General features: G+C 57.1%; 12 protein-coding genes. 10 read left to right on the forward strand and 2 right to left on the reverse strand.

Translation table 11 applies throughout. The annotated features are described in order from the left end of the window. Nucleotides 1-174 precede the first annotated feature (174 nt). Nucleotides 175-1,266, reverse strand: coding sequence for a LysR family transcriptional regulator (locus ACR0AD_RS20575; RefSeq protein ID WP_480489418.1), 1,092 nt, complete (start codon nt 1,264-1,266; stop codon nt 175-177). A gap of 52 nt (nt 1,267-1,318) precedes the next feature. On the opposite strand from ACR0AD_RS20575, the gene ACR0AD_RS20580 reads away from it, so the two are divergent. The 8 genes from ACR0AD_RS20580 to ACR0AD_RS20615 all read left to right on the forward strand — a co-directional run bounded on the left by ACR0AD_RS20580 (nt 1,319) and on the right by ACR0AD_RS20615 (nt 9,307). Beyond that, nucleotides 1,319-2,095, forward strand: coding sequence for a 5-oxoprolinase subunit PxpA (locus ACR0AD_RS20580; RefSeq protein WP_480489419.1), 777 nt, complete (start codon nt 1,319-1,321; stop codon nt 2,093-2,095). 24 nt (nt 2,096-2,119) lie between these two features. After that, entirely contained in the window at nt 2,120-2,356 is a 237-nt protein-coding gene (locus tag ACR0AD_RS20585; protein WP_480489420.1) for an acetyl-CoA carboxylase, read from the forward strand. Between the two features lies 1 nt (nt 2,357). Next, a complete protein-coding gene (locus ACR0AD_RS20590) occupies nt 2,358-3,728 on the forward strand; it encodes an acetyl-CoA carboxylase biotin carboxylase subunit (RefSeq protein WP_480489421.1) in 1,371 nt (456 codons plus the stop codon). A 10-nt stretch (nt 3,729-3,738) separates the two neighbouring features. After that, nucleotides 3,739-4,614 (forward strand): 5-oxoprolinase subunit B family protein, encoded by an 876-nt coding sequence (locus ACR0AD_RS20595; protein ID WP_480489422.1) that lies wholly within the window; start codon nt 3,739-3,741, stop codon nt 4,612-4,614. Continuing rightward, on the forward strand, nt 4,604-5,575 hold the full coding sequence (locus tag ACR0AD_RS20600) for a 5-oxoprolinase subunit C family protein (RefSeq protein WP_480489423.1): 972 nt from the start codon (nt 4,604-4,606) through the stop codon (nt 5,573-5,575). Before ACR0AD_RS20595 ends, ACR0AD_RS20600 begins: the two co-directional genes overlap by 11 nt. 71 nt (nt 5,576-5,646) lie before the next feature. After that, nucleotides 5,647-6,723 (forward strand): TMAO reductase system periplasmic protein TorT, encoded by a 1,077-nt coding sequence (gene torT, locus ACR0AD_RS20605; protein ID WP_480489424.1) that lies wholly within the window; start codon nt 5,647-5,649, stop codon nt 6,721-6,723. 68 nt (nt 6,724-6,791) lie between these two features. After that, nucleotides 6,792-8,300, forward strand: coding sequence for a sugar ABC transporter ATP-binding protein (locus tag ACR0AD_RS20610; protein WP_480489425.1), 1,509 nt, complete (start codon nt 6,792-6,794; stop codon nt 8,298-8,300). Continuing rightward, a complete protein-coding gene (locus tag ACR0AD_RS20615; protein ID WP_480489426.1) occupies nt 8,297-9,307 on the forward strand; it encodes an ABC transporter permease in 1,011 nt (336 codons plus the stop codon). The genes ACR0AD_RS20610 and ACR0AD_RS20615 overlap by 4 nt, the downstream gene beginning before the upstream one ends. Nucleotides 9,308-9,417: 110 nt before the next feature. Here ACR0AD_RS20615 and ACR0AD_RS20620 read toward each other — a convergent pair whose 3' ends face one another. Further along, complete coding sequence (locus ACR0AD_RS20620; RefSeq protein WP_480489427.1) at nt 9,418-9,984, reverse strand: cupin domain-containing protein; 567 nt, start codon at nt 9,982-9,984, stop codon at nt 9,418-9,420. Between the two features lie 144 nt (nt 9,985-10,128). Here ACR0AD_RS20620 and ACR0AD_RS20625 point away from each other — a divergent pair, with 144 nt between their 5' ends. Together ACR0AD_RS20625 and ACR0AD_RS20630 are read left to right on the forward strand one after the other, a co-directional pair. Then, on the forward strand, nt 10,129-11,406 hold the full coding sequence (locus tag ACR0AD_RS20625; protein ID WP_480489428.1) for a 4-aminobutyrate--2-oxoglutarate transaminase: 1,278 nt from the start codon (nt 10,129-10,131) through the stop codon (nt 11,404-11,406). A 2-nt stretch (nt 11,407-11,408) separates the two neighbouring features. Then, a complete protein-coding gene (locus ACR0AD_RS20630) occupies nt 11,409-12,863 on the forward strand; it encodes an NAD-dependent succinate-semialdehyde dehydrogenase (RefSeq protein ID WP_480489429.1) in 1,455 nt (484 codons plus the stop codon). The last annotated feature ends 178 nt before the right edge of the window (nt 12,864-13,041 follow it).

Consider the following 13,041-nt stretch of genomic DNA (forward strand, 5'->3'; position numbering starts at 1 on the left):
CACACTCTGGGATGAATACACTGCAGAAATGACAGCCTGAGCGCGGAACAAAATCACTTTTCATGCATCCTCAAACAACTTGGCAATACCGGGTGGAGAGCTCAAAACATAGTTCAATTTCGTGATTGCGCCCCATCGGAAGAACCGATTTCCAGCTTGCCTGGTAAGGCCGGATCACTTTCGTCCGCTGAACTGCGCCATCTGTGGTGAGACAAAGCTTGCCTTGAAGTAGTCCACCAGGAGGTTCATCGCAGGTGTAAACTCGACGCCGCTTCGCCATGCGATCCCGACATCCATCGTCGGAATTTCCACATCGGTGGACACCGTCTCCAAGCGTTTGCCCTCCAGGGACCACGGGCGATAGACCATGTCGGACAAGATGGCCACGCCTTGCCCGTTCGCGACCATCGACCGGCACGCCTCAACAGACGACGTCCTGAGCTTCGTATTGGGCCGATAGCTAGTTTTGCTCCAATATTTCATAGCCGTATGCGCGGCTTCGTCGACGGTCAGCATAATGTAATCTTCGTCCGCAATATCTTTGAAACTAGCTTTGCCTCGCTCCAGAAAGCGGTGACCTGCCGGAACCCAAAGCCTCCGGGAGGACTTGAAAAGTGTCTCCGATTCAAGATCGGGATTGCTGAGGTTTGAGGTGAGCAGCACGGCGAGATCAAAACGATTGGCGAGAAGCCCGTCCTCGATACTCTCCCTGTTCAGCTCGCTGATCTGAATATCGAGGCCTGGATGAAGGCGCGCCAGCCGATCAATATGAAAGGGCAGAAAGTAGCCCAAGACCGTATAGGTCGCAGCCAATGTGATCGTACCACTTACTTCAGAGCGGCGCTTGGTCAGGCGCTTGGCGTCGTCGACCTTGTCGAGGATTTCGCGCGAGGCGGCGAGAAATTCCCGCCCGGCATCTGTCAGCTCCATGCCTTGCGAAGATCGGACGAAGAGTTCCGCATCCAAAATGGCCTCAAGTTCCTTAATCGCGCCCGTAACGGAGGATTGTGAGATCGAAAGAGCGTTCGCGGCCCGACTCACCTGGCCCGATTCTGCGGTTGCGACGAAATATTTGAGATGACGGAGGTTCATACCGTTCGAATAACACAATACTTGAGGCCCATCTATCGGAAATTTCGATGCCCCTTGCTTACTGTGCATCTGCAGAAAACTTTTGGCCATAAAAAGCGTTTTCCTGAGCAAGTTCTTTCTCAGACGCAGTATCGTAATTTCCGATACCAGCGCTTCAGAATAAAGAAATTCCAATCCTTAACACTTTTTGTGAACGTATTCGAAACTTTAGACAGGGAAGCAAAGCATGAAAGAGATTGTCGACCTCAACTGCGATATGGGCGAGGGGTTTGGTCAATGGAAATTGGGCGAAGCTCCTGACGAAGAGATCATGGCCCTGATCAGCTCGGCAAATATCGCGGCCGGGTTTCACGCAGGCGACCCCAATTCCATGGACCGCGTGGTCAAACTCGCTCAGACCTATGGTGTAGGTCTGGGGGCACATCCGGGCTACAACGATCTTCAAGGGTTCGGGCGTCGCTACATGAAAACCAGCTCGGAAGAGCTCATCAATGATATCGTCTATCAGGTCGGCGCAATCCGCGAGTTTGGACGCCGCCATGGGATCGGCCTTCAGCACGTTAAGCTACATGGTGCACTCTATATGGAGGCCGCGGTGAATGAAGAACTATCCGAAATGATTGTCGACACGCTCGGCAAGACCTGCGGCACGGCAATCATCTTCTGCATGGGCGTCTCCAAGACCTACGAAGTGGCAAAACGGGTCGGGCATCCTGTTGTTCGGGAATTCTATGCCGATCGCGACTATGACAAGTCGGGCTCGATCGTCTTTGCCCGCCACGTGGCGCGCCCCAAGCCGGAAGAGGTCGCCGAGAAATGCGTGCGCGCTTGCAAGGAAGGCGTCGTGAGGACCGTCGATGGTGAGGACATCCCTATCGAGTTCGAGTCCATTTGCTTTCATTCTGACACACCGGGCGCGCTGGACATGGGCAAAGCCATCCGCGCGGGCCTGATGGATGCCGGGATCACAATCGCACCAGCCGCAACCGTGCTGGGACTCTGAGAATACTGAGGGAGGAATACCAATATGGCACAAGTACTTTCGCCGCTGCCGGGCACATTCTACATGAAGCCTTCGCCGGAAGCGGCACTCTACAAGAACCCCGGCGACCCTGTCGCCATTGGCGACACCATCGGCCTCATCGAGGTCATGAAGACCTTCATCGAGGTCAAAGCCGAGTTTGCCGGCACGTTCTCCGCATATATGACCGAAGACGGTCTACCGGTGACGGCAGGACAGGCGCTTGCCGAAGTGGTGGTCTGAGATGAGCATCGAGCGCCTGTTTATCGCAAACCGCGGCGAGATCGCTGTTCGCATCATTCGCGCCGCCAAAGAGCTTGGGATCACGACGATCCAGGCCTATTCGGAAGGCGACGCGGATATGCTCGCCGTCAAACTCGCAGACGAGTCCGTCTGTATCGGGCCCGCAAAGGCGACCGAGTCCTATCTCAACATCACCGGTGTGGTGGCGGCTGCCATCGAGAAATCGGCCGACGCGGTTCATCCTGGCTACGGCTTCCTTTCTGAAAGCCCAGAATTTGCGCGCGCCATCGAAAAAGCCGGTATCAAGTTCATTGGGCCATCCGCAGACACGATAGAACGCATGGGCGACAAAGTGGCTGCACGTCAGGCCGCCGAAGCCGCCGGCGTTCCGGTCGTGCCCGGCTCCAAGGGACGAATTGAATCCGTCGACGAAGCCGTCGAGGTCGCCGCGAAAGTGGGCTACCCGGTCATGGTCAAGGCCGCCGCAGGTGGCGGTGGCAAGGGCATCCGGATTGCGGAAAACGAAGACGAGCTGCGGACGCTGGCACCGCAAGCGCAACAGGAGGCAGCCGCGGCATTTGGCGATGGTGGGCTCTATGTTGAGCGCTCCGTGAAATCGCCGCGCCATATCGAGGTTCAGATTGTCGGCGATGGCAAGAAGGCCGTCCATTTCTATGAACGCGAGTGTTCTCTCCAGCGCCGCCGCCAGAAAGTCTGGGAAGAGGCGGGCGCGGATTGCCTTGATGATGAGACGCGCGAAAACCTCTGTATGGCCGCCGTCGCACTTGCGGAGTCGGTCAACTATCGCGGTGCAGGCACGCTTGAATACCTTTATGAAGAAGCGACGGGCGAATTCTTCTTCATCGAGATGAATACCCGCATCCAGGTTGAACATCCCGTAACCGAGATGATCACCGGTTTCGATCTTGTTCAGGAAATGATCCGCGTTTGTGGCGGCGAACCCCTGAGCGTCAACCAAGATCAGGTCAAGAAATCAGGACACGCGATCGAGGTGCGCCTCAATGCCGAAGACCCGTTCATGCAATTCCTGCCGTGGCCGGGAAAGGTCGAGAGCCTGAAAATCCCGGAAGGGGAAGGCATTCGCTTCGATCACTTCATGTATGAAGGCTATCAGATCCCGCCGTTCTACGACTCGCTGATCGGGAAGTTGATCGTTCACGGCAAGGATCGCGCCGATGCCATTTCCAAGATGGCAACTGCGCTGGAAGGGCTCGAGATCAATGGCCTGAAAACCACCGTTCCGCTCCACAAAGCTCTGGCAAACGACGCTGGAGTCGCCTCCGGCGATTTCCATACCCAGTGGCTTGAGCCGTGGCTGGAAGCCGGGAACCTGAAACCCGAGAACACGTGAGGAAGCCAGAATGAAAACCAGATACACATTTGGAGGCGACGAGCACGTCTATGTCGAGATGGATGACGAGATGTCCCTCGACGCGTTCTTCAAGTCTCTTTCCATGAGCAATGCGGTGCGCGACGCCAAGATTGAGGGCGTCACCGAGATTTGCCCTGCGAACGCCTCGTTCCAGGTTCGCTTCGATCCGGATGTCATCGCTCCCGATGACATCATGGCGAAGGTCAAGGAGCTCGAGCACAAGGCGGAAACTGCAGAGAAACGCCTGACCACACGGATCATCGAGATCCCTGTTTTCTACAAGGACCCCTGGACGCACGAGACGCTGATGCGGTTCCGCGAGCGCCACCAGGACCCGAATGGGACCGATCTCGACTATGCTGCGAAAATCAACGGGTATGCCTCGGTAGAAGACTTCATCGAGGCGCATCACTCGCAGCCCTGGTTCGTGTCGATGGTGGGCTTTGTTGCTGGATTGCCGTTCCTCTATCAGCTGGTCGAACGCGACAAGCAGCTTCAGGTTCCGAAATACCTGAGCCCCCGGACAGACACGCCGAAACTGACTGTGGGCTATGGTGGCTGCTTCTCCTGCATCTATTCCGTGCGCGGTGCCGGTGGCTATCAGATGTTCGGTGTCACCCCGATGCCCATCTACGATCCGGAACAGAAGGTCGCGCATTTGAAGGACTTCATGGTCTTTTTCAAACCCGGCGACATCGTGAAATGGAAGCCGATCGACCGCGCCGAATATGACGCCACCGTCGCGGCGGTCGAAGACGGCACCTACGTGCCGCGGATCGCAGAGGTCGAGTTTGATCTCGATGAATTCAACGCCGACATGCGCGGCACCAATGCAAAGATGTTGGAGGCCCTCAATGACGCTTAAGATCAAAAACCCAGGCCTTGCGACCTCCATTCAGGATCTTGGCCGCATCGGCTATTTCCATCTCGGCATCCCGCTTGGCGGCGCCATGGACCGCTATGCGCTGCGCGCTGCAAACATGCTCGTCGGCAATGATGAAGGTGCTGCCTGTCTCGAAGCGGTCTTCATGGGACCGGAGATCGAGTTCACGCAAACCGCTACTGTTGCAGTGACCGGTGCACAGCTTCCGATCAAGGTTGATGGGGAATACCAGGAGGCCTGGACGTCCTTTGTCGTCAAAGCGGGCCAGACGCTGAGCTTCGATTTCCTTCAGTCCGGTGCACGCATTTACATCGCTGTCAGCGGTGGGATCACAACGCCCGAGGCGTTGGGTAGTCGTTCGACCTATCCCATTGGTGCGCTTGGTGGTGTGGAAGGGCGCGCAATTCAAGCTAGGGATGAACTGCCAACGGGCGGTTTGCAAGGACCCGGTGCCGGGCGCACCGTGTCGGAACCTCTTCGCCGAAAACCAGGAACACCTGCCAGTTTGCGCGTACTCCCCGGGCTTTACTGGCATCGCCTGACGGATGAAGCCGGTGCCGGGTTCTTCGAAGATGAGTGGAAAGTGGCGCCTGAAGCGGACCGGATGGGCTATCGCTTCAAAGGCGGGCGTCCGCTCGAATTCGTGGACCGCGAACAACCGTTTGGCGCGGGCGCTGATCCTTCGAACATCGTGGATGGATGCTACTCCTACGGCTCCATCCAAGTGCCGGGCGGAACCGAGCCCATCGTTCTGCACCGCGATGCAGTGTCGGGCGGCGGATACTTCACACTCGGCGCGGTCATTTCGGCCGACATGGACCTTATCGGACAGCTTCAGCCGCACACCTCGGTCAAGTTCGAAAAAGTCGACATGGCCCGAGCGCTTGAGGCCCGCAAGGAACGCCAAGGGATGCTTGCAAAAATAAGAGAAGAGCTCGGCTAAGAGCCAGAACTCCAACCTGAAATCGCGATTTATCGCTTCAGACTACTGTAACTGACAAGGAGATCAGAACAATGAAACTCGTCCTGAAGACGGCCACAGCACTGGCATTGAGTGCCGCACTACCGGCCATGGCGTTCGCCGAAGAAGCATGGTTCCCCTATGCCGCCGAAGGAGTCACACCGGCCTTTTCCGCAGATGGCGAAGTGAACGCTGTCACTTATGAAGCCCTCGCCGCTGCCGAGAAAGCCTGGAACATCTGCGTGTCTTTCCCGCACATGAAAGACGCCTATTGGCTCGGCGTTGACTACGGTGTTGTCGATGAAGCCAAGCGACTGGGCGTGAATCTCAATCTCGTGGAAGCCGGCGGCTATACCGAGCTGGCCAAGCAAATCAGCCAGATCGAAGACTGTGTCTCGGGCGGCGCGGATGCTGTGGTCGTTGGCGCAATCTCCTTTGACGGCCTCAACAATGTCATCGGCGAAGTTGCCGCAAAAGGCATCCCCGTCATCGACGTCATCAACGGCGTCTCTTCGGAAGACATTTCTGCCAAGTCCTTGGTGTCGTTCAAGGTCATGGGCTATGAGACCGGCGCCTATCTCGCTGCGAAGCACCCTGCCGGCACAGACCCCGTGCAAGTCGGCTGGTTCCCTGGCCCCGCAGGTGCAGGATGGGTTGAGGCCGCGCACGCTGGCTTCATGGAAGCTGTGAAAGGCTCCGCAGTTGAAGTTCTCGAGCCCCGCTTCGGCGACACCGGCAAGGAAACTCAATTGAAGCTCGTCGAAGACGTTCTGCAAGCCAACCCGGATGTTCGTTACCTCGCCGGCACCGCTGTGACCGCCGAAGCCGCTCAAGGTCTCATCCGTGAGCGCGGCCTGCAGGGCAAGGTCGATCTGCTCGCCTTCTACATGACCCCGGGCGTCTACACGGGCATCGAGCGCGGTTTCATCCTCGCGGCGCCTGCTGACAGCATGGTGGTTCAGGGCCGGATCGCAATCGATCAGGCGGTCCGCATCCTCGAAGGCAAAGACTACATCAAACACGTGGGTCCGAAGATCTTCGTGGTTGATCCTGAAAACATTGGAGACGTCGAGCGCACCAATATCCTTCCGCCGGAAGGGTTCTCGCCTGTCTTCTCTGTGTCCAACTAACCTCCTCCCTGTTGGACTGCGGGCCGGTTTGGGCCTGTCCCACCGGCCCGCATTTTTTGGAGACTGACATGTCAGCACAACCACTCATCGAAACCAAGGCGCTCACGAAACAATACCCGGGCGTACTTGCCCTCAATGCCGTCGATTTCGACCTTCATTCGGGCGAAGTGCACGTTCTCTTCGGTGAGAATGGTGCCGGAAAATCGACGCTGATTTCAATGCTCGCGGGGGCGAACACTCCGTCACAAGGCAGCGTTGTCCTTGATGGTCAGGAAATGAAATTCGACAGCGTCGCCGATGCCCAGGACAAGGGCATCTACACTGTTTTTCAGGAATTCTCTCTGATCCCGACCCTTACAGTGGCTCAGAATATCTTCTTGGGCTGGGAGCCCATGAAGGGACCGTTCATTGATCATCGCACGATGCGCAAACGTGCGCATGACATGTTGTTGGAGCTTGGATTTGACATCGATCCGAACGAGATCACCTCTCATCTGTCGCGGGCACAACAACAGATGGTGGAAATCACCAAAGCCTTCCACGGCGATCTGAAGGTACTGATCCTGGATGAGCCGACTGCATCACTCACGGACAAGGAAGTCGACCATCTTTTTGAGTTCGTAGACGAGCTCAAGGCCAAGGGTGTCGGTATTATCTACATTTCGCACCGCATTCAGGAGTTCTCACGGATCGCAAACCGGGTCACCGTTCTGCGCGACGGGGGCAAAATTGGCACGGTGGAGATGGCGGAAACCAACGAAGATGCGCTGGTCGAAATGATGACCGGGCGGGCGATCGACGAAATTTACCCAAAGATCGAGAAGGGATCCGGGGAAGTTCTGCTGACCGTCGAGGGCCTCAGAACGGCAGGCATTCATGATGCCTCCTTCGAGGTGCGGGCGGGCGAAGTCCTAGGCGTTGCGGGGCTTGTGGGGTCCGGGAAATCGCGCCTTTTCCGCACTGTCATGGGCCTGACGACCCGCGTGCAAGGCACGGTGAAAATGCGCGGCAAGGACATCAGTCATGCGCCGACGCGCGACATCATCAAGGAAGGCATCTACTACCTCTCGCCGGACCGCAAGGGGGAAGGACTCGACCTTGCCAAGCCGTCCAAGGACAATCTCGCGATCAATCTTGTCATGGGGGACAAGGTTGGGGGCGACGGTCAGCTGGTCAAATGGTCCGAAGTCAACTCCGAAGCCGCAACGATCTCGGACCATGTGGAGTTGCACGAGGGTTATCGCAACAAGCCGGTGTCCCAGCTTTCTGGCGGCAACCAGCAGAAGGTACTGTTTGGCAAATGCTTTGGCCAGAATGCCGACATCATCATCTTTGATGAGCCCACGGTTGGTGTCGACATGGGCACCCGTGCGGCGCTCTACCTTCTGATCAAGGAATTGGCCGAATCCGGCAAAGCCGTGGTTGTGATCTCTTCCGACCTTCCCGAGGTCATGAACCTCTCCCATCGAATGATTGTTCTGGCGCACGGCCACATCTCGGCAGAGCTGAGCGGTGACGACATGACGGAAGAGCAAGTTCTCAAATTCTTCTTCGACGAAACCGGAGCAAAACAATGACGACAGAAGCTAAGAAAACCGGGGCCTTCGATCCCATCCGCAAAACCTTCATCAAGGTTGGCGTCTTGCCATTCTTCCTGGTGGGCGCGCTGATCATCTTCACGGCGCTCTCCGACAAGTTCCTCAGCGTGCAGAACCTCGTCAACGTCGCCCGGCAATCGGTCTATCTGGTGCTGGTTTCGATGGGGCAGATGCTGGTTCTCATTTCGGGTGGCTTCGATTTGTCCGTCGGCACCTCGATTGCCTTGACGTCAGTGGTCTCCGCACTCGGCATGGTCTGGCTCGCCGGAATTTTCCCTGACGCGATTTGGTTCGCCATCACGCTTGGGGCTTTCATGGGCTTTGCGGCTGCTATCTCTGTCGGTCTGATCAACGGTGTCGGCGTTGCCTATTTCGATGTTTCCCCGTTCATCATGACACTGGGTGTTTCCTCTGTCGGCGCAGGCCTCGCGCTCTTTTTGACAGGTGGGGTTCCGGTTTCGGGACTGCCCTTCGCCTTTGGCGACACCTTTGGGTTCGGCAGGCTCTTTGGGGTTCCCATTCCGGTGATCATCGCGGCCATCTGTATCATCGTCATGTGGCTCTTCATGTCCCGGACACGCCTCGGCACCCAAGTCTACGCCGTCGGCGGTAACATCAAGGCAGCCCATCTTTCTGCGATCAACACCAAGCGTACTTTGATGATGGCTTATGTGATCTGTGCCCTGATCGCATCATTGACCGGTTTGCTGCTCACAGCGCGCGTCGAGTCGGGCGAAGCCAACCTCGGCAGCACGATTGCACTGGAATCGATCGCGGCCTGTGTGATTGCAGGCGTGTCTTTGAGAGGCGGCATCGGTAGAGTGGAGAACGTTGTCCTCGGCGCCTTCTTTATCGTGCTTGTCCAGAACGGCATGAACCTCGCTCAGGTCAGCTCCTACATGCAGATGGTGCTCCTCGGTGCCCTTCTGATCCTCGCCGTGATCTTCGATCAGATGCGCTACCGCATGATCCTGAGCGGCAACTGACGAAGACATAAAAGACTGGGGCCGGCAACAACCGGCCCCATTTTGGTTTCATTCATGAAAGGAGAACAATCTCGAACACACGGGGCTTACGGGTGCCAAACGATTGAGCGTCAGAATGTTGGGGGCGTGCACGCACTCACCAGAACGCAAGGTTCGGGTCCGACCTGACGAAATCGATGGGGCCTTTTGCTGTCGAAATAATAGGCATCTCCGGGACCGAGTATTTTGCGTTGATCATCGACTGTAATTTCAATCCGACCTGAGATGACGACCCCGCCTTCTTCGCCTTCGTGGACGTACATGACCCGTCCGGTGTCAGCCCCGATCTCATGGGTCTCGTAGAGTATCATCATGGCACGGCCCAACGGATCGGTTCCGACCTGTTTCAGAGAAAGCCGGCCCTTCCCGATCTCCGGAAGATCTTCGGCAGCATAAAAGGTCGTCTTCTCCATCTCCGGTTCGAATTCGAAGAACTCGGAAAGGCTGACCGGGATGCCGTCCAGAACCCGCCGCAACGCTCCGACAGATGGGTTTGTCTTACCGGATTCCATGAGCGAGATCGTCGAGTTCGGCACACCGGTCTTCTTGGCAAGCGCCCTTTGTGACAACCCGGCTCGCTCTCTGAGAGCCCGCAATCGGGCACCAAGGATGAGGTCTTCTTGCGATGTGTTCGTCATGTTCAGAATACCTAAAATTGACCTATATGAAATATATAAATCAATAACTTAGGAAACACAAGAAACAGGCTTTTACAATATCGTGAACGCCTACAGGATACAGAAAGCAGGCCTCGTCGCCCTGATTCGAAAAGGAAGAAAACCATGTTGAACGCAGAAATCAGCACCCGTAAAGACAAAGCGATCTCTCGCGGTGTCGGGATGCAAACCCAGATCTACGCAGACCGGGCAAAGAACTCCGAAGTCTGGGATGTGGAGGGAAATCGCTACATTGATTTCGCCGCAGGCATTGCCGTGGTAAACACCGGCCACTGCCACCCGAAAGTCATTGCCGCAGTAGAGCGGCAGATGGGGTCTTTCACCCATACCTGTCACCAGGTGCTGCCTTACGAGAACTACGTCCGGCTTGCTGAGCGCCTGAACGCGAGCGTATCCGGCGATTTCGAGAAGAAGACCGTCTTCGTGACGACCGGCGCCGAAGCTGTCGAGAACGCAATCAAAGTGGCGCGTGCTTATACTGGCCGTCCGGCGGTCATCGCCTTCGGGGGCGGCTTTCATGGCCGCACGTTCATGGGCATGAGCCTCACGGGAAAGGTCGCTCCCTATAAGCAAGGTTTCGGGGCGATGATGCCCGACGTCTATCACGTGCCGTTCCCGATCGACGTGCATGGGGTTTCCACGGAAGACTCGATGAATGCCCTGAACAAGCTCTTCAAGGCGGACCTCGATCCCGGACGCGTCGCGGCGATCATTTTTGAGCCGGTGCAAGGGGAGGGCGGTTTCTATCCTGCTCCTGCCGAGCTTGTGCGTGAGATCCGCGCGCTTTGTGATGAGCATGGGATTGTGATGGTCGCGGACGAGATTCAGACCGGCTTTGCGCGCACGGGCAACCTCTTTGCCATGGATGGCTATAGCGTCGCAGCCGATCTGACGACGATGGCCAAGGGTCTCGCAGGTGGCCTGCCACTTGCGGCCGTTACCGGTAAAGCCGAGATCATGGATGCCGCCGGCCCTGGTGGTCTTGGCGGAACCTATGGCGGCAACCCGCTCGGGATTGCGGCGGCCCATGCCGTTCTTGATGTCATCGAGGAAGAAGACCTCTGCGCACGCGCAAATGAGCTGGGGTCGCGTCTACGCCAGCGGCTTGAATCGATCCGTGCCACAACTCCGGAAATCGTCGACATCCGCGGCCCAGGCTTCATGGTGGCTGTAGAATTCAATACGAGCGATGGCTCAGCCCCCAGCCCTGAATTCACGCAGAGGGTTCGCACTGAAGCTCTCAAACGCAACCTCATCCTTCTGACCTGCGGCGTCTACGGAAACGTTATTCGCTTCCTCGCCCCGATCACCATTCAGGATGAGGTCTTTGCTGAGGCGCTCGACATTCTTGAAGCGTCTATCGCTGCCGCGCGGGAGAACTGATCATGTTGAAGCTGAATGATCCTACGCTACTTGAGACCCGTGCCTTTGTGAATGGGCACTGGATCGAGAACGGCGACAGCTTTCCGGTTTTCAATCCTGCGACTGGGGAGAAGATTGCGGATGTGACCGACCTTGGCGTCGAAGACGTCTCGCTTGCTATCGACGGTGCTTACGATGCCAAGGCGGCTTGGGCGGCCAAGACAGGTAAGGAGCGCGGTGCGATCCTGCGCAAGTGGAATGATCTGATGGTCGAGAACATCGACGATCTGGCGGCGATCCTGACCGCCGAAATGGGCAAGCCTCTGACCGAAGCCAAGGGCGAGATCATGTATGGTGCGTCCTATGTCGAGTGGTTTGCCGAAGAGGCAAAACGCATCTACGGCGATGTGATCCCCGGCCATCAGCCCGACAAGCGCATTGTGGTCCTGAAGCAACCGGTCGGTGTCGTCGGTTCGATCACTCCCTGGAACTTCCCCAATGCGATGATTGCCCGCAAGGTGGCGCCTGCGCTCGCCGTTGGCTGCACCTTTGTCGCGCGACCCGCTGAATTGACGCCGCTCTCCGCATTGGCCATGGCCGTGCTGGGCGAACGCGCCGGAATATCCAAAGGGGTGTTCAGCGTGGTCCCGAGCAGCGACGCGTCCGCTGTCGGCAAAGAGCTTTGTGCCAATACCAAGGTGGCCAAGATCACCTTTACCGGCTCGACCCGTGTCGGGAAAATCCTGATGGAGCAGGGCGCTGCTACGGTCAAGAAAGTCTCAATGGAACTTGGGGGCAACGCACCGTTCATCGTGTTCGACGACGCCGATGTCGACGCCGCTGTTGAAGGCGCTCTGATCGCCAAATACCGGAACGCCGGTCAGACATGCGTCTGCGCCAATCGGATTTACGTTCAATCGGGGGTCTATAAGGAGTTCTCCGAGAAGCTTGCAAAGCGCGTGTCGGCGCTGTCTGTCGGGGATGGCTTCGAGGAGGGGGTCGCGATCGGTCCATTGATCAACGAGGCCGCCCTGTCGAAGGTCGAAGCTCACCTCTCAGATGCGATTGCCAAAGGCGCAAGAATTGCAACAGGCGGCAACCGGCATTCTCGTGGCGGGACTTTTTTTGAGCCGACCGTCGTCACCGATGTGACCCGTGGCATGCAGGTGCAGCACGAAGAGACCTTCGGACCGATTGCGCCGCTCTTTGAGTTCGAAACGGAAGACGAAGCCGTCGAACTTGCGAACGATACGGAGTTCGGCCTTGCTGGTTACTTTTATGCCAAGGACATCTCCCGCGTCTGGCGCGTCGCCGAACGCCTGGAGACGGGCATGGTCGGCATCAATACCGGTCTGATTTCGACGGAAGTCGCGCCCTTTGGCGGCGTCAAGCAATCGGGCCAAGGCCGCGAAGGCTCCAAATACGGAGCCGATGATTACCTCGAACTCAAATACATGTGTTTCGGCGATATCCACTGAGATCGCTGAGCCAATCCAAGGACAAGACCATGTCGGGCAGTAAAACCTTTCTCCAGGACGTCAATGCAATGTTCCAGGAAGCCGCAGGGTATTGCCAAGTTGTTCGTCTGTCTTGACTGGGCTATCCGCGGGCCATGAACAATCCGACCAATATGCCACGCCTAAAAGGGTTCCGCTA

This window comes from Ruegeria sp. BH8, from assembly GCF_056538065.1.

What these genes read in the sequence shown, in the direction of transcription:
- torT (WP_480489424.1), top strand. Translation starts at nt 5,647, where the DNA reads ATGAAACTCGTCCTGAAGACGGCCACAGCACTGGCATTGAGTGCCGCA.
- ACR0AD_RS20595 (WP_480489422.1), top strand. Translation starts at nt 3,739, where the DNA reads ATGAAAACCAGATACACATTTGGAGGCGACGAGCACGTCTATGTCGAG.
- ACR0AD_RS20615 (WP_480489426.1), top strand. Translation starts at nt 8,297, where the DNA reads ATGACGACAGAAGCTAAGAAAACCGGGGCCTTCGATCCCATCCGCAAA.
- ACR0AD_RS20620 (WP_480489427.1), bottom strand. Translation starts at nt 9,984, where the DNA reads ATGACGAACACATCGCAAGAAGACCTCATCCTTGGTGCCCGATTGCGG.
- ACR0AD_RS20610 (WP_480489425.1), top strand. Translation starts at nt 6,792, where the DNA reads ATGTCAGCACAACCACTCATCGAAACCAAGGCGCTCACGAAACAATAC.
- ACR0AD_RS20625 (WP_480489428.1), top strand. Translation starts at nt 10,129, where the DNA reads ATGTTGAACGCAGAAATCAGCACCCGTAAAGACAAAGCGATCTCTCGC.
- ACR0AD_RS20585 (WP_480489420.1), top strand. Translation starts at nt 2,120, where the DNA reads ATGGCACAAGTACTTTCGCCGCTGCCGGGCACATTCTACATGAAGCCT.
- ACR0AD_RS20580 (WP_480489419.1), top strand. Translation starts at nt 1,319, where the DNA reads ATGAAAGAGATTGTCGACCTCAACTGCGATATGGGCGAGGGGTTTGGT.
- ACR0AD_RS20590 (WP_480489421.1), top strand. Translation starts at nt 2,358, where the DNA reads ATGAGCATCGAGCGCCTGTTTATCGCAAACCGCGGCGAGATCGCTGTT.
- ACR0AD_RS20600 (WP_480489423.1), top strand. Translation starts at nt 4,604, where the DNA reads ATGACGCTTAAGATCAAAAACCCAGGCCTTGCGACCTCCATTCAGGAT.
- ACR0AD_RS20630 (WP_480489429.1), top strand. Translation starts at nt 11,409, where the DNA reads ATGTTGAAGCTGAATGATCCTACGCTACTTGAGACCCGTGCCTTTGTG.